General features: G+C 73.6%; 16 protein-coding genes. 14 read left to right on the forward strand and 2 right to left on the reverse strand.

Features of this window, described 5'->3' with window-relative positions; translation table 11 throughout:
* Positions 1 to 31 precede the first annotated feature (31 nt).
* Together GA0070608_RS06590 and GA0070608_RS06595 are read right to left on the reverse strand one after the other, a co-directional pair.
* Positions 32 to 1,606, reverse strand: coding sequence for an amino acid adenylation domain-containing protein (locus GA0070608_RS06590; RefSeq protein WP_245715718.1), 1,575 nt, complete (start codon positions 1,604 to 1,606; stop codon positions 32 to 34).
* Positions 1,603 to 2,973, reverse strand: a complete 1,371-nt coding sequence (locus tag GA0070608_RS06595; protein WP_091623417.1) for an MFS transporter — start codon at positions 2,971 to 2,973, stop codon at positions 1,603 to 1,605. The genes GA0070608_RS06590 and GA0070608_RS06595 overlap by 4 nt, the downstream gene beginning before the upstream one ends.
* A 779-nt stretch (positions 2,974 to 3,752) precedes the next feature.
* Between GA0070608_RS06595 and GA0070608_RS06600 the strand changes: the two genes are divergently transcribed.
* The 14 genes from GA0070608_RS06600 (at position 3,753) to GA0070608_RS06665 (ending at position 18,987) form a co-directional block, all read left to right on the forward strand.
* Entirely contained in the window at positions 3,753 to 4,001 is a 249-nt protein-coding gene (locus GA0070608_RS06600; RefSeq protein ID WP_091623422.1) for an acyl carrier protein, read from the forward strand.
* Positions 3,998 to 7,189, forward strand: coding sequence for a non-ribosomal peptide synthetase (locus GA0070608_RS06605; protein WP_091623427.1), 3,192 nt, complete (start codon positions 3,998 to 4,000; stop codon positions 7,187 to 7,189). Before GA0070608_RS06600 ends, GA0070608_RS06605 begins: the two co-directional genes overlap by 4 nt.
* The gene (locus GA0070608_RS06610; RefSeq protein WP_091623430.1) at positions 7,186 to 7,911 is read left to right on the forward strand and encodes an alpha/beta fold hydrolase; all 726 of its coding nucleotides are present in this window, start codon (positions 7,186 to 7,188) and stop codon (positions 7,909 to 7,911) included. The genes GA0070608_RS06605 and GA0070608_RS06610 overlap by 4 nt, the downstream gene beginning before the upstream one ends.
* Positions 7,908 to 8,648 (forward strand): SDR family NAD(P)-dependent oxidoreductase, encoded by a 741-nt coding sequence (locus GA0070608_RS06615; RefSeq protein ID WP_091623434.1) that lies wholly within the window; start codon positions 7,908 to 7,910, stop codon positions 8,646 to 8,648. Before GA0070608_RS06610 ends, GA0070608_RS06615 begins: the two co-directional genes overlap by 4 nt.
* Complete coding sequence (locus GA0070608_RS06620) at positions 8,645 to 9,925, forward strand: glutamate-5-semialdehyde dehydrogenase (protein ID WP_245715719.1); 1,281 nt, start codon at positions 8,645 to 8,647, stop codon at positions 9,923 to 9,925. The genes GA0070608_RS06615 and GA0070608_RS06620 overlap by 4 nt, the downstream gene beginning before the upstream one ends.
* Positions 9,922 to 10,191: an acyl carrier protein gene (locus tag GA0070608_RS06625; RefSeq protein ID WP_091623443.1), complete on the forward strand. Its 270-nt coding sequence runs from the start codon at positions 9,922 to 9,924 to the stop codon at positions 10,189 to 10,191. The genes GA0070608_RS06620 and GA0070608_RS06625 overlap by 4 nt, the downstream gene beginning before the upstream one ends.
* Positions 10,188 to 11,519 (forward strand): TrpB-like pyridoxal phosphate-dependent enzyme, encoded by a 1,332-nt coding sequence (locus GA0070608_RS06630; RefSeq protein WP_091623447.1) that lies wholly within the window; start codon positions 10,188 to 10,190, stop codon positions 11,517 to 11,519. The genes GA0070608_RS06625 and GA0070608_RS06630 overlap by 4 nt, the downstream gene beginning before the upstream one ends.
* A 10-nt stretch (positions 11,520 to 11,529) precedes the next feature.
* Positions 11,530 to 12,753: a phosphopantetheine-binding protein gene (locus GA0070608_RS06635; RefSeq protein WP_091623451.1), complete on the forward strand. Its 1,224-nt coding sequence runs from the start codon at positions 11,530 to 11,532 to the stop codon at positions 12,751 to 12,753.
* Positions 12,750 to 14,249, forward strand: a complete 1,500-nt coding sequence (locus GA0070608_RS06640; protein ID WP_091623455.1) for a class I adenylate-forming enzyme family protein — start codon at positions 12,750 to 12,752, stop codon at positions 14,247 to 14,249. Before GA0070608_RS06635 ends, GA0070608_RS06640 begins: the two co-directional genes overlap by 4 nt.
* Positions 14,242 to 15,492, forward strand: a complete 1,251-nt coding sequence (locus tag GA0070608_RS06645) for a type III PLP-dependent enzyme (protein ID WP_091623458.1) — start codon at positions 14,242 to 14,244, stop codon at positions 15,490 to 15,492. Before GA0070608_RS06640 ends, GA0070608_RS06645 begins: the two co-directional genes overlap by 8 nt.
* Positions 15,493 to 15,499: 7 nt before the next feature.
* Positions 15,500 to 15,742: a phosphopantetheine-binding protein gene (locus tag GA0070608_RS06650; RefSeq protein ID WP_091623462.1), complete on the forward strand. Its 243-nt coding sequence runs from the start codon at positions 15,500 to 15,502 to the stop codon at positions 15,740 to 15,742.
* Positions 15,739 to 16,905 carry an acyl-CoA dehydrogenase family protein gene (locus tag GA0070608_RS06655; RefSeq protein ID WP_091623466.1) on the forward strand — a complete coding sequence of 389 codons (1,167 nt, stop codon included), beginning with the start codon at positions 15,739 to 15,741 and terminating at the stop codon, positions 16,903 to 16,905. The genes GA0070608_RS06650 and GA0070608_RS06655 overlap by 4 nt, the downstream gene beginning before the upstream one ends.
* Positions 16,906 to 16,972: 67 nt before the next feature.
* Complete coding sequence (locus tag GA0070608_RS33925; RefSeq protein WP_281185967.1) at positions 16,973 to 18,049, forward strand: acyl-CoA dehydrogenase family protein; 1,077 nt, start codon at positions 16,973 to 16,975, stop codon at positions 18,047 to 18,049.
* On the forward strand, positions 18,046 to 18,987 hold the full coding sequence (locus tag GA0070608_RS06665) for a hypothetical protein (RefSeq protein ID WP_091634461.1): 942 nt from the start codon (positions 18,046 to 18,048) through the stop codon (positions 18,985 to 18,987). Before GA0070608_RS33925 ends, GA0070608_RS06665 begins: the two co-directional genes overlap by 4 nt.
* The last annotated feature ends 2 nt before the right edge of the window (positions 18,988 to 18,989 follow it).

Consider the following 18,989-nt stretch of genomic DNA (forward strand, 5'->3'; position numbering starts at 1 on the left):
ATTCGTGAGCCGTGGTGGAGTTCGCTGCCCCTCAGACCAGTCCGACGTCGGCTGCCAGCCGTCGGCGGTCGACCTTGCCGTTGGCGTTGACCGGGAAGAACTCGACCCGGTGGTACCGGGTCGGCGCCATGTAGCGCGGCAGGTGACCGGCCACCAGCGCGGCCAACGCCGTCTCCTGCACCGTGTCGCAGGTGTAGAGCGCGTGCAGCTCGATCTCCGCCGCGCCGGCGGGCAGCGCCAGGACCACGACGTCGTGCACCCCCGGATGCCGCCGCAGGACGGACTCGATCTCGCCCAGCTCGATCCGGTAGCCGTGAATCTTGACCTGGTCGTCGAGCCGGCCCAGGTGAACCAGTTCACCGCCCTCCCGACGCACCCGGTCCCCCGTCCGGTACCAGCTCTCCGGGCCGGGCAGGCCGTCGACGGGGGTCGTCCGGCGGCCGTCGTGGTGCACGAAGCGGCCGTGGTTCTGCCCGGCGTCGAGGTAGCCGTCGAACCGCTGGCCGCCCCGCACGCAGAGCTCGCCGTCGTCCCCGGCGGCCCCGTCGGCCGCCAGCAGGACCGCCTCCAGGTGCGGATGGATCCGCCCGATCGGCACGGTGTCGTTGCTGGTGTGGGGCCACCGTGCCGGATCGGCGGGAAGCTGGTAGCGGGTGCAGGTGACGGTGAGCTCGGTGGGCCCGTACAGGTTCTCCAGGGTGCTGTCCGGCGCGGCGTCCGCCCACACCCGCGCCTGGGTCAGGGTGAGCTGCTCACCGGCGAACAGGCTCCACCGCAGGCCGGGCATGCTGCCGGGCCGCAGGCTCCGGAGGCGGCGGGCCAGGGAGATCACCGACGGTACGGAGAACCAGTGGGTGATCTGGTTGTCGTTCACGAAGCGGACCGGAGCCAGGGTCTCGCCGGGTGCGGCGACCACCAGCAGCGCCCCCGACAGCCAGGCGACGAACATGTCGAACACCGACGGGTCGAAGGTCAGCTCGAAGTTCTGCGACAGCCGTGACCCCGGCCCCACCTGGTACGCCTCGACGCAGTGCGCGAGGTAGGGGGTGAGGTTGCGGTGCCTGATCGGCACCGCCTTGGGCGCGCCGGTGGACCCGGAGGTGGACAGCGTGTAGGCGACGTCGTCGGGGCCGCCGGAGTACGCGTCCGTCCACCGCTCGGCCGGCACGTCGTACCAGCGGTCGTCCGGGGTGTCGGGCAGGTGCAGGACGTCGAGGGGTCCGGCCGCCTCCTCGGCCACCCGCCGGCCCGCGTCGTCGGCGAGCAGGGCGTCCACCCCGGCGTGGGCGCAGGTGCGCCGGATCCGTTCCGCCGGCGCGTCGGGGCCGAGCGGCACGACGGTCGCGGCCAGCCGCAGCGTGGCGAGATAGCCGACGTACGCCGCGAGGCTGCGTGACGCGCAGAGCCCGACGACCCGGGGCGGGCGGCCGTGCGGGGCGACCAGCCGGGTGGCCAGACGCTCGACCCGGTCCAGGAGCTCGGCGTAGCTGAGCTCGTGCCCGGCGACGCGCAGGGCCGGCGCGTCGGGATGCCGACGGACCGAGTCGGTGAAGCCCTGGAAGAGGGTCGGGCCGTCCGCGCGCACCGGGAGGCCGCCCGTGCTCACCGGGTGCCGCCGGTGGTCGCCGCCTCCGGCAGGTCCCCGCCGTCGTCGGCGGTGCCGGTGCCCCTGTCGCCGTCCGGGCCCCCGCCGGGCACCGGGTCGGCGGCTCCGCCGGCCGGGCCGTCGACCTCGGCGATCCGCTCCGCGGTGACCACCTTGAAGAACGGGTAGATCAACAACACGCAGAGCACCGCGAAGAAACCGAACGCCACCTGGTAGGAGAAGACCTGGGCGAGGATGCCGGCGAGGATCGCGGCGACCGGGGTCATGCCCCAGGCCACGAGGCGGCTCGCCGCACTGAATCGACCGAGCATGTCGGCCGGCACCAGCGACTGCGTGATGAACCGCGAGTTGACCGTCCACATCGTGCCGCCGGCGCCGGCGACGAACGCCGCGACGCCGATGGCCCAGGCACTGGACGGCGCGGCGGGCAGCAGCGCGGGGGCCGCGACGAGGGCGAAGGCGCCGATGATGTCGGTGAACATGGACCAGCGCCGGCCGATCCACCGGTTGACCGGCCCGACGATGACGGTGCCGATCACCCCGCCCGCGCCGAGGCAGGTGAGCAGGAAGCCGTACTGACGCTCGTCGAGCCCGAGCGGGCCGTTGACGGCGTAGACCGGGATGAGGGCGAGCCAGGCCGCCCAGCAGCCCGCCATGATCGCGATGAGTAGCGCCATCGTCCGCAGCAGCCGGTGCTGCCAGAGGAACCGGATGCCCTCACGGATGTCCTCGTTGACCGAGCGCTTGCGCGTGGTGGCGGCCACCTTGAAGTTGCCGACCAGCAGGAGCAGCAGGACCGCGCCGACCACATAGGCGAAGCCGGTGACGCCGAGTGCCAGCCCGAACCCGATCGCCACCAGGAAGCCGCCGATCGGCTGCCCGGCGAAACCGTTGAACAGGTATTCCAGGGCCGTGATCCGCGCGTTGGCGGTCTCCCAGCGGTGTTTCGGCACGGCCGACGGGACGATGGAGGCTCCGGCGATTCCGGCCACCACGTCGGCCAGGCCGATGACCAGGGCGGCGACGTAGATCAGCGCCAGGGTGGGGCTGGCGGCGAGCACGGCGACGAGGAGCGCGCCGACGGATACCATCCGGGCGATCTCGGCGGCCATCATCAGGGCCCGCCGGTCCATCCGGTCGACGAAGACGCCGACGTGCAGCGCGGCCACCAGCCACGGCAGGCTCATGATGGCCGCGACCGCGGTGACCACGACGGGTGATCGACTGATCTGGGCGGCGAGCAGCGGGAGGGCGATCCGGGCCACCGCGTCGGCGATGTTCGTGGTGCCCGTGAAGATGACCAGAATCCATTCGTTTCGCCTGGCTCCGGGCGGATCCGCCTGCACTGTGGTTTGAGCTGTGGCCACGACAATCCCTCGCACGGTCTTGAATTAGGAGAAGTGAATGGGAACTTCGCCGCGAAACGCGCGCACCACCCCGACAAACGATAAAGGACCATTTACCCGATCGCGCTCGTCAATTAGCTGACAAGGTAATGCTGAGCGGACGGGTGGCTGATCCCGGGCATCCGCCCCGTCATCGCCGGCAATTCCGGCCGGACGGATCATCGGAGCGGAGCGGGTTCGCAGGCCAGCGGGGTCCGCGCGTTGAGGGTGTGGTCGTACATGCATCGACAGGCGGCTCCAACGATCGCGGATAGTCCCTTTCGCGCCTTTTAGAAATACTCTGCGTTGCGCTTGTTGCACCATAGGTCATCCGCAGGGATGTGTCCATCCTCACCGCAGCAGGTCCGCCCACCCGCCGGTAACGGCCACGACGGCCGATCGCGGGGCGGCCGGCGACCCGAAAAATACGTACCGGTAGTTCTGTCGTCCCGTGCCCGGATCTGGGGCGATTACGGTGGCATTGCCATCCCACGAGCACCACCGCCACGGGCTCCGCCACTGGCCAGCGCCCCTTTCCCGCCGCCCCGGCCCGCACTCCGGGCGAGCTCCGCGGTGCCGCCCGAATGAACGACCAACGACATTCCATCCCGGGAACATCGAGAGAACATCGGGGCCGGGATGCTCGGACCCGTAGAACTTCCAAGCGCAAATTCAGTCGACCAACGTCGATCGGAAACCCACTCCTTGTCCGGTTTCCGATCGTTCGGGCGCGGCCGACCTCAGGTGAACGGGAAGCAGGGATGACGACTCCAGCTGACCTCGACACGACGATCGCGAAGTACGCGTCGGTGGCCTTCGACGACTCGACCCCTCTGCTGGAGGCCGGACTCGAATCGCTGTCCCTGCTGCGGCTCGCCGTCGAGTTGGCCAACGACGACGACGCGGAGATCGACGCCACCCGACTGGTGGACCTCCGCACCGTCGGCGACCTCAAGCAGTGGCTGCGCGAGCTGAGCGCCGTGGGAGCCGACAGAGGAGGCGCACAGTGACCACGACGGCCGGGACACAGCCCACGGCGGACACCGGGCCGGTGCGACTGCCGATCACCGAATCCCAGAAGGGCCTGCTGGTCGTCAACGAACGCTCGCCCGGCCGCGCCGTCTACAACCAGCTGGTCCGGTTCGACATCGACCCGTCGATCCCCGACGAGACGATCGAACGCGCACTGGCCACGGTGGTCGCCGTCCAGCCGGCGATGCGGCAGGTCTTCGGGCTGCTCCCGGAGATGCACGCCCGGCTCACCCCGCCCCCTCGGTCGGAGGACTTCCCGCTCGACCGGGTGACGGCCCGCAGACGCGACTTCGAGGAGGCCGTCAGCGCGGCACAGCGACGGATCGGCCGGCCCGAGTTCGACCTCGCCGACGGTCCCGCGTACCGGTTCGCCGTCGTGCGCTGCGTCGACGAGCCCCACGTGGCCGTCCTCATGTGCGACCACCACATCATCCTCGACGGCGTGTCGATGGGGCCCCTGGTGCGGGACCTGGAGGAGGCGCTGTCCGGACGCCTCGCCGGGGCGGAGATCGAGCAGCGGCGCGTCGCCCGCGAGAAGGCCTTCGGCAAGGAACTGGCGGCGCAGAACCGCACCGCCACCTCCGACCGGGTCGTCGACCGGTCCCGGGAGTGGGCCGCCCGGCTGCGGGAGGTCCCTCCCCTGGTACTGGCCCCCATGCCCGGTCGCGCCGCGCAGACGGAGTTCACCGGCGACCGGGTCAGCTGGTACCTCAGCCAGGCCGAGACGACCGCGCTGGCGGAGACCTGCCGGCGGCTGGAGATCTCCCCGTTCGTCTTCTTCTCCGGCATCTACGGCACCGTGCTGGCCCGGCACGGCAACGTGTCCAGCGTCCTGGTCGGCAGCCCGTTCATGGCCCGCCGCACGATCGGCGCGTTCGACCTCGGCGGATTCTTCGTCAACACCCTGCCGGTCACCGTCGACGTGGAGTGGAGCCGCACCGTCGACGAGCATCTCGGCAAGGTGGTCCGGGAGTCCATCGACTTCTGCCGCGCGAACGTCGACGTCACCTTCAACCGGCTCGTCGCCGACGTACGGCCCGACCGGTCCAGCAACCGCAACCCACTGTTCTCGGCGATGCTCGCCATGCAGGACACCTTCACGCCGGAACCGGGCGGAGCCGTGCTACGGGTCCTGGAGCCCGGCAACGGCACCGCCAAGTTCGACCTCTGGCTGGGCGCCACCCCCGTCGACGGGCGGTGGCTACTCGAACTCGAGTACGACCGGCAGCTCATCGCGCCGGTCGTCGCCGACGGGCTGCTCACCTCGCTGCGCGACGCCGTACGCGGGGCGGTCCGGGACGGCTCGCGCCGGCTCGGTGACCTCTTCGCCGACGCGTCCGCCACGGCCAGCGTCCGCTCCGACGGCTGGACCAGCCCACTGACCGGTGACACGCCGTGGGACTGGGTGTCGGCGGCGGCCCGACAGCGTCCCGGAGCCCCCGCGATCGAGGACCCGACCCGACAGCTCGACTACCGCCAGTTGCTGGCCGAGGCCGAGCGGATCAGCGCCGGGCTCGCCGCGCACGGAGTGGGCCCCCGCGCCGTGGTGGGCCTCGCCGCGACCACCCTCTGCGACACGGTGACCGCCATCCTGGCCATCCTCCGCCGGGGCGCGGCGTACCTCCCACTGGATCCGGGGCTGCCCGCCGAGCGGCTGGAGTACATGGTCCGGCGGGCCGGCTGCGAGTTCGTCGTCGGCGAGGCGCTGGTGCCCGACGTACCCACGGTCGCGGTGGCGGACCTGGCCGCCACGACGGAGCCGGTGCCCGATTCGCTGGCCGACCCCGACGCCCCGATCTACGTGATGTACACGTCGGGCTCCACCGGGCAGCCCAAGGGCGTCCAGATGGGACACCGCCCGCTGGCCAACCTCACCGGCTGGCAGATCGCGGCCCTCGGCATGGACGCCGAGACCCGGTTCCTCCAGTACGCCCCGCTCGGTTTCGACGTCTCCTTCCAGGAGATCCTGCCGACCCTGGCCGCCGGCGGGACGGTGGTCTCCCGCGAGCCGGCCGACCGGCGGATGTTCACCGCGGTCCTCAGCCGGATCGTCAGGACCGAGGTCACCCACGTCTACCTGCCGGTCGCGGCGCTGCGCCCCCTGGTGCAGACCGCCGCGAGTCGGGGCACCCGGTTGCCCGCGCTGCGCTACCTGTGCGTCTCCGGCGAGCAGCTCGTCGTTGACGACGAGATCCGCGACTTCTTCCTCGCCCACCCGCACTGCACCCTGGTCAACCTGTACGGCCCCACCGAGACCCACGCGGTCACGTCGCACCGGCTGTCGTACCGGGACGCGGTGTGGCCGGCCCACGTGCCGATCGGCCAGCCCTATCCACGGGTGAGCGCGTACGTGGTGGACGCCACCGGTCACCTCGCCCCGCCCGGCGTCACCGGCGAGCTGCTGCTGGGCGGGGACTGTCCCGCCGACGGCTACATCAACGACCCGGAGATCACCGCCGAACGGTTCGTGCCCGACCGGTTCTCCGGCGTACCGGACGGGGTCATGTACCGCACCGGGGACCTCGTGGTCCGCGACGACCGGGGTGACCTGGTCTTCCTGGGCCGGATGGACACCCAGGTCAAGATCCGGGGGTACCGGATCGAGCTGGGCGAGATCGAGGCGGTCGCCAACCAGGTCGACGGCGTCCGGCAGGCGGTCGCGGTGGTCCGGGGCGCCGGCGCCGACCGGGAACTCGGGCTGTTCGTTCGTCCCGACGCGGACTCCACCGTCGACCCGGAGCAGGTCCGCCAGCGGCTGACCACGACGCTGCCGGTCTACATGCGCCCCCTGTGGATCTTCCCGGTGGACCGGGTCCCGACCACCCCGACCGGCAAGACCGACCGCGACGCCCTGCTGCGGCTCGCCGACGAACTGCTGGTGGAACAGCAGAGCGCGGACCCCGCCGAGGTCGCGTACGCCGACGAGCTGGAGCGTGAGCTGGCCGGGCTCTGGGGCGGGGTGCTCGACGTCGAGGGCATCCGGCCGGACCGCCCGCTGATCGAGTACGGCGCCCACTCGCTGAACATCTTCACCACCCTCGCCGAGGTGCAGGAACGCTACGGGGTGCCGGTGCCGCTGGTCGACTTCTTCGCCGCGCCCACCGTGGCCACCCTGGCCGGGCTCGTCCGCGCGGCGCGGGGCGGCGACCCGGCGGTGACGCCGTGACGACCAGGCTGCCCGGCCGGCTGGTCCCCCTGCTACGGCGGGGCGTCCGCCCGGCGTGCGTGCTGCTGCCGGGGGCCGGCGGCGGCCTGCACCCCTACCTGCGGCTCGCCGCGGCGATCGGAAAGACCCACAACGTCGCGGCGGTACGCGCGGCCGGCCTGCTGCCCGACGAGGAACCGGAACTCAGCATCGCCGAGATGGCCGACGCGGCGCTGCGGGCGCTGGACGAGGACGGCACGGTCCCGGCGGCCGTTCTCGGCTGGTCCCTCGGCGGCTCGGTCGCCTGGGAGCTGTGCGTCCGGCTGGCCGAGCGGGGGCACCTGCCCGACCTGGTGCTGGTGGACGCGTCGCCGCTGCCGCGCCGCGCCACCGCCGACGAGGACGCCCGGGTACGCGAGACCGTGGTCGGAATGCTCGGGCCGCGCCCCGACCCGGCGACCGTCGAGCGGGTCCGACGGGTCTTCGACACCCAGGTCGCCGCCTTCGCCGACTACCGGGCCGACCGGCCCTACGCCGGCCGGGTGCTGATGCTGACGTGCACCGACGAGGAGTTCGAGTTCCGGGCCGAGGCCTCGACCCGGTGGCGGGAACTCGCACCGGACCTGCGCGCCGGGCGGCTCGACGCGGGCCACTTCGACGTCTTCGATCCCGACCGCCTGCCGCAGCTGGTCGACGAGGTGACGCCGTTCCTCGGCCGGGCCTCGGGGGCGGTGCTCCGATGAGCCCGCTCGCGGTGGTCAGCGGCGGCACCCGGGGCATCGGGCTCACCTTCAGCCGCCGGCTGGTGAAGCTGGGGCACCGGGTGGTCGCGCCGTACCGGGGTGACGCCGGCGCGGCGGCGTCGGCGGCGGCCGAGCTGGGCGAGGCGTTCCACCCGGTCCGGCTCGACGTGGGCGACGCCGACGCGGTCGGCGCCACCGTGCGGACGGTCCTCGCGGAGCACGGCCCGCCGACCGTGCTGGTCAACAACGCGGGCATCAACATCGACCGGCCGTTCCTGGAGATGTCGACCGAGGACTGGCGGCGGGTGCTGGACACCAACCTCTCCGGCGTCTTCCACCTGACCCGGGGGTTCGCGCCGGCGATGCTGGCGGCCGACCGCGACGGCGTGATCGTCAACGTTGGCGCCACCACCGGCATCCGTCCCCGCCGCAACGGCGTGAACTACTGCGCCAGCAAGGCCGGCCTGCTCCAGCTCACCAAGTGCCTGGCGCTGGAACTGGCGCCCCGGATCAGGGTCAACTGCCTGATCCCGGGCATGACCGAGACCGACGAGCTGGTCACCCGGTTCCGGCTGGACGACCCGGCCGCCCGGGCGGCGGTGGTCGCGGAGATCCCCCGCGGCCGGATCGGCACCACCGACGAGATCGCCGACGCCCTGGAGTTCCTCGTCGGGCCGGCGAGCGGATATCTGACCGGGCAGAAGCTGATCGTGGACGGTGGGCAGTTCATGTGGTGACCGATCTGGACGAGATCCTGGACGACGCGACGCGGGCCCGGGCCGAGCTGCCCCCGCCCGGCGACGGACGCTACGACCGGTACTGCGCGGCGCTCGCCGACCGGCTCACCTCCGGCTGGGCCGACGTCCTGGCGGCCAACGCCACCGACGTGGCCCGGGGCACCGAGGCCGGCCTCGGCCCCGAGCTCGTCGACCGCCTGGTGCTCGGCAAACGCCACCTCGACGCGCTGGTCGACCTGATCGCGCGGACCCGTGCGGCGCTGCCGGCGGTGACCGCCCCGACCGGTGGGCACCACGCCGGCAACGGCGCGTTGGTACGCCGGGTGCCCAAGCCGCTCGGCGTACTCCTGATGATCTTCGAGGCGCGGCCGACGGTGACGGTGGAGGGCGCCCTGCTGCCCGTGGCAGTCGGCAACGTCGCCGTCCTGCGCGGCGGTGCGGAGATCGCGGCCACCAACCGGGCCCTCGCCGTCGTCATCGGGCGGGCGCTGGACGACGCCGGGCTGCCCGCCGGCACGGTGCGGATCGTCACCGACCCCGACCGCCGGCTGGTGCGGGCCCTGCTGAAACGGCACGACGCGGTCGACGTGCTGATCCCCCGGGGCAGCCCGTCGCTCATCGACTACTGCCTGACCAGCTCCACCATCCCGGTCATCGCCAGCGGCGGCGGGGTCAACCACCTCTACGTCGACCGCAGCGCCGACCTGGAACTGGCCGCCCGGATCGCCCTCGACAGCAAGCTGGGCGAGCCCACCGCCTGCAACACGCTGGAACTGGTGCTGGCCCACGCCGACGTGGCCGAGGAGCTGACCCGGGCCCTGCTGCGGGTCGGCGCCGGGCAGGCCGAGCCGTGGCTGCTGCGGGTCGACCCCCGGCTGACCGCCGCCGCACCCGCCGGGGCGCCGGTGGTCGAGCTGACCACCGCCGACGACGGCCGGGAGTTCCTGGAACGGGCGGTCGGCATCCGCCCCGTCGCCGGTCTCGACGAGGCGGTCACCCACATCCGCCGCTTCGGTTCCGGGCACACCGAGGGCGTGGTGGCCACCGATCCGGCCGTGGTGGACGCGTTCCTGGCCCGGGTGGACGCCGCCGCGCTGGTGGTCAACGGCTCCCTGCGCCTGCACGACGGTCCGACCATGGGGCTGGGACCGGAGCTGTCCATCAGCACGGGTCGGCTGCACGTGCGCGGGCCCGTCGACCTGTCCGCCCTGCTGACCTGGAGCTGGGTCGTGGACGCCGGGGGCCGGCTGCGCGGCGACGGGACGGAGGCGGCATGACGGACCGGTCCCTGATCAACGAGGCCGTCAAACGGCTGGTCGTACGCGAGTCCCGGCTCGCCGTCGACCCCGGCACGGTCGACGACCACGAGCCACTCAACGGCGACCTGCTGAGGGTCAACTCGCTCGGCTTCCTCGGCATGCTCGTCCGGCTCGAGGACGAACTCGACGTGACACTGCCCGACGACATCTTCGCCGGGCGGGTCTTCACGACCGTCGCCGACCTGGTCGACGTCGTCGCGGACGTGGTGAAGGAGGAGGCGTGACCGAGACACCCCGAGCCTGGCGCAGCGTCCTGCCGCACCTCGGTTACGAGCTGCCCACGGATCTGACCCCGGAGGACAGCGGCGGACCGGTGACCGCGACCCTGCCCCTGGAGCTGATCCGGCAGAGCATCTCCAGCCGGGAGTTCTGGCCGATCCCCGAGCCGGTGGCGGAGCGCTACCGGGCCTACCGGCCGGCGCCGCTGTGGCGGGCCCGACGCTTCGAGGCGGAGATCGGGGCCACCGTCCCGGTCTACGTCAAGTACGAGGGCGGGAACATCTCCGGCAGCCACAAGTTCAACACCGCGCTGGCACAGGCCCACTACTACCATCGCGCGGGCTTCCGGGAGCTGGTCACCGGCACCGGTGCCGGGCAGTGGGGCAGCGCCCTCGCCGCCGCCTGCGCCGCGTTCGGCATGGCCTGCACCGTCTTCATGGTCGACGGGAGCCTGCGCGACAAGCCGTACCGGGGCAGCCTGATGCGGCTCTACGGCGCCGAACTGCACGCCAGTCCCAGCCCGCTGACCGGGGTGGGACGTGCCGCGGCCGAGCATCCGGGGCAGGGCAACAGCCTCGCGCTGGCCATCGGTGAGGCCGTCGAGTACGCCCGGGCGGACCCGAAGCGGGCGTTCTGCATCGGCAGCGGCGAGACGTACAGCATCCTGCACCAGTCGGTGATCGGCCTGGAGGCGATCGACCAGCTCGCCGCCCTCGACGCCACCGTGGACGCGGTGATCGGCTGCGTGGGCGCCGGCAGCAACTTCGGCGGGCTGGCCCTGCCGTTCTTCGCCGCCGACTCAGCCGGCGAGCGGGAGGTTCCCGCCGACCTGATCGCGGTCGAGTCCAGCACCACCCCGAAGCTCACCCGGGGGGTGTACGCCTACGACCACACCGACTCCACCGGCACCGGCCCGATGGAGGCGATGTACACGATCGGCAGCGGGTACGCGATCCCCGCGTCGCACTCGGCCGGGCTGCGCTTCCACGGCGCGGCGAAGCTGATCTCCGCCATGCGGCACCGGGACCAGATCTCGGCGCTGGCGGTGGGCCAGCGGGAGGCGCTGACCGCCGGCCGGACGTTCGCCCTGACCGAGCTGGTGCTGCCCGCGCCGGAGTCGGGTCACGCGCTGGCCGCCGCCGCCCGGGTGGCGGCCGGGCGCGAACCGGGACACCCGGCGCGGCACGGGGTGCTGGTCTGCGTCAGCGGGCACGGCCTGCTCGACCTGGCCGCGTACGACAAACTCCTCGCCGGTCTGCCCGAGGACCGGCCGGCCGACGAGGACGCGTTGCGGACGGCGACGGCGTCGCTCCGCGCGGTCCACCCGATGTGAAGGGCCTGACATGGTCGTTGTGCCTGCGGTGCCGACGCGCAGCCGGGAGTGGACGCCGGTGCTGACCGGTCTCCGCGCCGACCTGCTGGACTGCGTCCAGGTGAACCTGGCCGCGCTGGCCGACCGGGCCTACCGGCCCGGCGCGCACCTGGCGCTCGGCGCCACCCTGCGGTTCCACACCGCCGAGGGGCCCGCCGGGGCTCCGGCGGTGACCGCGTCGGTCGACCAGCGCCTGGCCGAGGCGGCCGACCTGCTCGGCCTGCGGGTCACCCGACGCTGGGACGACGTCTCCGGCGCGCGGCTGCGCGAGCTGCTCGCGGAGCACTCGCCGCTCTACGTGGTCGCCGACACGTTCACCATGAGCTGGCTGCCGTACGCCGGCAACCAGCACATGGAGCACAGCTTCCTGCTGGTCGACGCCGGTGAGCACTGCGTCGTGGCCGACGGCTACCACAACTCCACCCAGTGGGGCGACGCGCGACCGGGGGTGTGGCGGATGTCGGCTGCCGACTTCGACGCGGCGGTGCCCCACGCGACCGCGATGACCATCGCCGCCGAGGGCGCCCCGGTGCTCGACCGGGCTGCGGTCCTGCGGGACAACGCCGCCGCGCTGCGCGCCGGAGCCGATCGGATCGAGGGCTACCTGACGGCGGTCCGGCAGCGGGCCGGCGAACCGGAGGCGGCGGCCCAACTGGTGCTCGACGTGTGGCTGCTCGGCCGGTCCCGGGCCCTGCACGCCGCCTGGCTGGCGGGCGAGGCGGACGCCGCCGACGCGGCGCGGGAGGCCGCCGACCGCGCCGACGCCTGGCTCGCCCTGGCCGGTCAGAGTTACGTGGCGATGCGCCGGGTCCGCCGGGGCGGCGTCTTCCCCGCTCCCGTCCTCGACCAGCTCACCGGCCTGCTGCGCGGCGAGGTGGCCCTCGCCGGAGCCGGGTCGGAGCCGCCGCACGGCGGGCCGGTGGCCGACCCGGACCGGATCCGCGCGGTGCTGGCCGACGAGGTGCGCGCCGTCCTCGGAGTCGGCCCGGAGGTGCCGGTCGACCAGCGTCCACTGCGGACGCTGCCCGGTTTCAACTCGTTCCGGCTGGTCGAGGTGATCGAGCGGGCGGAGGCCCGGTTGGGGGTGGAACTGGAGCCGGACGATCTCACCGGGCCCGCGCTGCACGACCTCGACTCGCTGGGCGCCGTGTTCGACCGGGCCCGGCCGGCGACGCAGGGGGTGTCGGGCCGGTGACCGGGCTGCTGCACGAACTGCTGGACCGCGCCGCGACCGACCGGCCGGACGCGCCGGCGATCGGTCACGGCGACCTGGTCCAGAGCTACGGCGAGCTGGACGCCGCCAGTCGGCGGCTCGCCGGCTGGCTGGCCGGCCGGGGCGTCCGCCGGGGCGAACGGGTGATCGTCTGCCTGCCCACCGACCCGCTGGTGCCCGCCCTGTTGTACGCCTGCTCCCGGGCGGGCGCCGTGTTCAGCGTGGTCAACGACCAGTCCCCCGCGATCGCCCTGGCGCACGTGCTGACCGACGCCGAGCCGGCGCTGCTCGTCACCGACAGCGCCCGGGCGCTCGCCGTGGCCGCCGAGCACGGGGTGCCGACCATCGGCTCGGCAGACCTGCGCCGGATCGTGCGGGACGGCCCGGACGCCGAGCCGGCGGCGGCCCCGCTGACCGTCGACCCGGTCTGCCTCATCTACACCTCCGGCAGCACCGGGATGCCTAAGGCCGTGGTGTCCACCCACGCGCAGGCGGTCTTCGCCGTCGGGGCCATCGCCTCCCAACTCGACTACCGGGCCGACGACGTGGTGTGGTGCGCCCTGCCGCTCTCCTTCGACTACGGCATGTACCAGATCTTCCTCAGCACGCTGGCCGGCGCCCGGCTGCACCTGGCCTCCCCGGCCGACACCGGCCCGACGCTGGCCCGGCAACTGGTGAACAGCGAGGCGACCGTGCTGCCCGCGGTGCCCGCGCTCGCCCGTGGCCTGGCCCGGATGCTGTCCCGCCCGGGCACGGCCGCGCCGGCGCTGCGCCTGCTCACCAACACGGGTGCCGCGATGCCGCCCGAGGTCCTGCGCGACCTGCGCGCCCGGATCCCCACCCTGCGCGTACAGCTGATGTTCGGGCTCACCGAGTGCAAGCGCGCCGCGATCATGCCGGTCGACGAGGACCTGCGCCGGCCCGGCGCCTCCGGGCTGGCCCTGCCGGGCACCGAGATCCTGATCGTGGACGCGGCCGGCGCGACGGTGCCGCCCGGCACGGTCGGCGAGATCGTGGTCCGCGGCCCGCACGTGATGGCCGGCTACTGGCGTCGCCCGGAACTCACCGCACAGCGCTTCCCCCGCGCCGAGGGGCTCTTTCCCCAGCTGCGGACGGGTGACCACGGCTGGCTCGACGCCGACGGCTACCTCTACTTCCACGGCCGGCGCGACGACATCTACAAGGAACGCGGCATCCGGGTCAGCGTCACCGAGGTCGAGGCGGCAGCGCACCGGATACCGCAGGTGCAGGCCGCCGCCGTGCTACCGCCCCGCGCCGAGGACGGCACCGACTCGGCCACCCTGTTCGCGGTGGGCGAGCTGACCGCGCCGGAGGTGCTCGCCGCGCTGCGGACCGAAATCGACGAGATCAAGACGCCCCGGACCTGCCTGGTCGTCCCGGAGATCCCGCTGACCCGCAACGGCAAGGTCGACCGGGCCGAGCTGTACCGGATGTGGTCGGAGCGGGCCCGTGTCTGAGCTCGCGGAACTCTTCGACCGGCCGGACGCGCCACAGACCCCGGCGTACCTCTACGACCTGGACGAGCTGGCCCGCTCGTACGCCGCGCTGCGCGCCGCCCTGCCCACGCCCGCCGAGCTGTTCTACTCGCTCAAGGCCAACCCGCACCCGACGGTGGTCGCCGGCCTCACCGCCTCCGGGTGCCGGGCGGAGGTCTGCTCCCCCGGCGAGTTGCACGTCGCCCTGGCGGCCGGCTGCGATCCGGCCGAGATCCTCTACACCGGTCCCGGCAAGCGGGACGTCGACCTGGCCGACGCCGTACGGGCCGGGGTCGGGCTCTTCTCCGTCGACTCGCCGTACGGGCTGGACCAGCTCGACCGGGTGGCCGGCGAGCACGGCGCCGAGGTACGCGCGCTGGTGCGGATCAACGACGACACCCCGGCGCCCGGGCAGGGACTCACCATGACCGGCGTCGCCTCGCAGTTCGGCGCGGACGTGCGCTGGGTGCTGGACCGACCCGACCTGTTCGGGCCGCGCGGCCACGTCCGCCCGATCGGGTTCCACCTCTACATGGGCAGCAACGTCGACGGCGAGGACGCCCTGGTCGCCCAGTTCACCCAGTCCGTCGACACCGTACGGCGGCTGGCGGCGGCGACCGGGGTGCAGCCGGAGCTGATCGACCTGGGCGGCGGCTTCGGGGCGCCCTTCGCGCGGGCCGGCGGCCGACCGGACCTGCCCAAGCTGGCAGACCGGCTGACGGCGTTGCTGGACGACGCCTTCCCGGGCTGGCCGGGGCGCGGGCCGGGGGTCGCCTTCGAGTCGGGCCGGTACCTGGTCGGCACCTGCGGCACCCTGGTCACCCGGGTCCTGGACGTGAAGCGGTCGCAGGGCGCCACCGTGGTCGTGCTGGAGTCGGGCATCCACCACCTCGGCGGGATGTCCGGGCTGCGCCGGCTGCCGCCGATCGTGCCGGACCTGGTCACCGTGGACGCGGCGGCCGGCCCACCGGTGCCGGGGACCATCGTCACCGGGCCGCTGTGCACACCGCTGGACACCTGGGCCCGTTCCGCCGCCCTCCCACCGCTGGTCCCGGGCCAGCTGGTCGCCGTGCCCAACGTGGGCGCGTACGGCCTCTACGCCAGCCTGGTGGCCTTCCTCGCACATCCCATGCCGGTCGAGGTCACCGTCGCCGGGGGCCGGATCACCGGCGTGACCCGGCTGGAGCTCACCCGGCACACCGTCATCGGCAGCGACAGGGGTTGATCTGACAATGGACGCCGCTTTTCCGGACCTGCTCAAGCCGTTCCTCAAGTACGCGGGAACGCAGCCCATCACCGCCGAGGCCTCGCTCAACGAACTGGGCCTGGACTCCATGCGCGCGATCGAGCTGCTGTTCACCATCGAGGACACCTACGGCGTGTCCATGCCCGACGAGTTGCTGACCGACAGCACCTTCGCCACCGCGGGCAGCCTCTGGAGCACCATCGAGTCGCTGCGGGGACGGGCAGCGTGAGCGCCGCGACCGGGGCGGCCCGCCACGAGAGCGCGCTGGCGGAGGTGCTGGACGCTGCCGCCACGCACGCGGAGCACGCCGACGAGACGGCGGAGTTCCCCACCGCAGCGCTGGACGCGATGCGGGCCACCGGCCTGCTCGGCCTGCTGGTGCCGGCGGAGCACGGCGGCGGTGGCGGCGGGCTCGGCGACCTCGTCGACGTGACCCTGCGGCTGGCCCGGGTCGACATGTCCGTCGCCTTGATCTTCGCGATGCACTGCCAGCAGGTCGTGGCCGTGGTCCGGCACGCCGACGGTCCCCTCGCCGAGCGGCTCCTGCCGGCCCTCGGCAAGGGAGACGTCTACCTCGCCTCGGTCACCACCGAGCGGGGCAAGGGCGGGCACCTGCTCAGCTCGGAGTCGGCGGTCCAGCAGGACGCCGGGATGTTGACGATCGACCGGGACGCCCCGATCGTGACCGGTGGCCAGCACGCGGACGCGTACCTCATCACCACGCTGGCGCCGGACGCCACCTCGCCGAGTCAGGTGTCCCTGGTGTACGCCCGCCGCGACCAGCTCACCCTGGAGGTACGCGGCGGGTGGCAGCCACTCGGGATGCGGGCCACCCAGAGCGTGCCGATGCGGCTGACCGGGCGGGTGCCGGCCGACCAGGTGATCGGTGCCCCCGGGAAGTTCCGCGAGATCGTCGCCCCCACCTTCGGCCCGCTGGCGCACATCGGCTGGTCGGCGGCGTGGCTCGGCGCGGCGACCGGCGCGCTGTCCCGGATCCTGCACCACATCCGCGACGCCGGCCGGGGCCAGTTCGATCCCTCCTCGGAGCTGCTGCTGACCCGGCTGGCCCGGGTCCGGGGCCGGCTCGACCTGATCAACGCGCTGCTGCGACACACCGTCGCCGCCGTGGACGCCGCCCCGGACGTGGCCGACCCGTCGACCCAACTGCTGGTCAACTCCCTGAAGGTGCAAGCCGCCGAGCAGTGCTTCGCCGCCGCCGACGAGATGGTGGAGCTGGTCGGTCTGCGGCACGGCTACCTCAGGTCGTCGCCGCTGTACCTGGAGCGGGTCTTCCGGGACCTCCGCTCGGCCTCGTTGAACTACGCCAACGACCGGCTGCTGCTGGTCAACGGGGCGCTGACGCTGCGGGACCGGCAGGTGCACCTTGCCTGAGCTGCGGACGGCACCGGCGACGGCCCCCGCCGGGCCCGTCCCGGCGGCATCCGACACCGGTGGCGACGTGGCCGCGCGTACCGAGGCGGCGCTGCGCGGGCTGGCGACCCCCGGGGACGCCCAGGCGCTCTGGCGGACGCTCGGCGACCACGGCCTGCTGCGTGACCTCGGGCCGGACGGGCTGCCGGGACTCCTCGCCACCCTCGACGCGCACTGCCCGGTCGGGGTGGTGCTGTCGGTCTGCGTCCAGGTCGCCAGCGCGCTGCCGGTCCTGGCCGAACAGGTCGACGCGGAGCGGGAGGACGGGCCGCTGCGGGCCGCGTACCTCGACACGGTCTCCGGTCGCGCGACGCTCGCGCTGGCCGCGACGGACCGCGACGGTGCCGGCTCCGACCTGATGGAACTCGGCACGACGGTACGGCTCGACGACCGGTCACTGGTGCTCGACGGCGGGAAGCGGTGGATCACCAATGCCCGCACCGCCGGGCACGCGCTCGTGCTGGCCCGGCACCGCCCGCAGCGGCACTTCACCAGTTTCGTGTGGGTGCTGGTGCCGATGGATTCCCCCGGCGTCCGGGTGTCCGCGACCCGGGGCACCCCGCTGTCCGGTGCCGGCCTGGGCGACCTGCACTTCGACGGCGTACGCCTGGACCGGTCGTACCTGGTCGGCCGGCCCGGCCGGGGAATGGTCAGCTTCGCCCGGCACATCGCCACGGAACGTTTCGCCGGTGGCGTGTGGGCCGCCGCGATGTGCCGGCGGGTGCTCGCCGACACCCACCGCCGGCTCGTCGAGCGTCCCCTCGGTGGCGGCCGGGCCTGGGACAACCCGGCGATCCGGGAGCGGTTCGCCCGGTGCGTGGTGGAGGCGTGGCGGATCGGGGCGGCCTGCGACGCCCACCGGGGGAGCACCGAGCCCCTGGTGACCAGCATGCTGCTCAAGACCTCGGTGGCGCAGAGCCTGGACCTGGTGCTCGGCGAGTGCGCCGCCCTGATCGGCGCGGAGGCGTACGCCGAGGGCGGGCTGGCGCAGCTGCGGGCCGCGGCCGGCATGTTCGCCACCGCCGGCGGCGCCACCGGCGCGATGCTGGCCGGGATCGCCGAGCACGTGCCCGACCTGCTCCGGAGCGGGCCGTGGTCGCGATGACCGCCCCGGACCCCCGGTTCGCGGGGCTGAGCTGCTACACCAGCAACCTGGCCGGCTACCAGGCCGGCGAGTTCGCCGACACCCCGGACCGGTTCGCCGACTCGGTACGCGTCGCGGTGCGCACGGACCTGCCGGAGGGGCAGCTCGCCTTCTCCCACCACCGGGTGCCGCTGCACCGGCTGCCGGACGGCACCCGGCTGGCCTGGGCCACCGCCGGGCCGGACGGGGTCGTCGACCGCGTCGACGCGGAGCTGCGCCGCCACGGCCGGGTGCTGGTGGTCACCGACAACGCGGCGTTGCCCTGGTCACCGTCGGCCGACGGCACCGGGCACGCGCCACACTGGCTGCTGCTCGACGACCGGCGCGGCGACGACTGGCACGTGGTCGACGGGTTCAGCGGGCTGCTGCCCGCCGGCGAGCAGGAGCCGTACGCCGGCTGGCTCGGCACCGCCGGGCTGCTCGCCGCGATGACCCCGCCGCCGACCTGGCACCCGGAACAGGACCGGCGCAACGCGTTGGCCTTCGGCTTCTGGCTGCCCCCGCCGGGCGGCGCGCAGCCGCACTGGCTGGCCCGTACGGACGGTGCCGGGGACGAGCCGGGGCTGCCCGGTGACTGGCTGCTGGACGAGGGCGAGGCCCTGGAGTTCCTGTGCGAGCACGTCGTCGCGCACCCGGAGGCCGCCGGGTCGCATCTGGACGACCTCTGGGCCGTCGCGCAGCACCGGACGTTCCGGTACCGCCACCTCGGCGACGACGAGGCGGTCCGGGCCTGGGCGGACCTGCCCCGGGCACTGCGCTTCGCGGTGGAGTCGGCCCGCCGGGGACGCCCCCGCCCGGCGCTGGTCCGGACCACCTTCGACCACCTGCGGCACCTGGAACGAGACCGGTCGACCACCCCAACGCCGGCGGCGGTACGCCCGCACCGGCAGACCTTGTGAAG

The sequence above is a fragment of the Micromonospora peucetia genome (assembly GCF_900091625.1).
Lineage (GTDB): Bacteria > Actinomycetota > Actinomycetes > Mycobacteriales > Micromonosporaceae > Micromonospora > Micromonospora peucetia.

Excerpts from the sequence above, each read along its gene's own strand:
- GA0070608_RS06600 (WP_091623422.1), top strand. The coding sequence starts at position 3,753 with ATGACGACTCCAGCTGACCTCGACACGACGATCGCGAAGTACGCGTCG.
- GA0070608_RS06615 (WP_091623434.1), top strand. The coding sequence starts at position 7,908 with ATGAGCCCGCTCGCGGTGGTCAGCGGCGGCACCCGGGGCATCGGGCTC.
- GA0070608_RS06625 (WP_091623443.1), top strand. The coding sequence starts at position 9,922 with ATGACGGACCGGTCCCTGATCAACGAGGCCGTCAAACGGCTGGTCGTA.
- GA0070608_RS06635 (WP_091623451.1), top strand. The coding sequence starts at position 11,530 with ATGGTCGTTGTGCCTGCGGTGCCGACGCGCAGCCGGGAGTGGACGCCG.
- GA0070608_RS06650 (WP_091623462.1), top strand. The coding sequence starts at position 15,500 with ATGGACGCCGCTTTTCCGGACCTGCTCAAGCCGTTCCTCAAGTACGCG.
- GA0070608_RS06665 (WP_091634461.1), top strand. The coding sequence starts at position 18,046 with ATGACCGCCCCGGACCCCCGGTTCGCGGGGCTGAGCTGCTACACCAGC.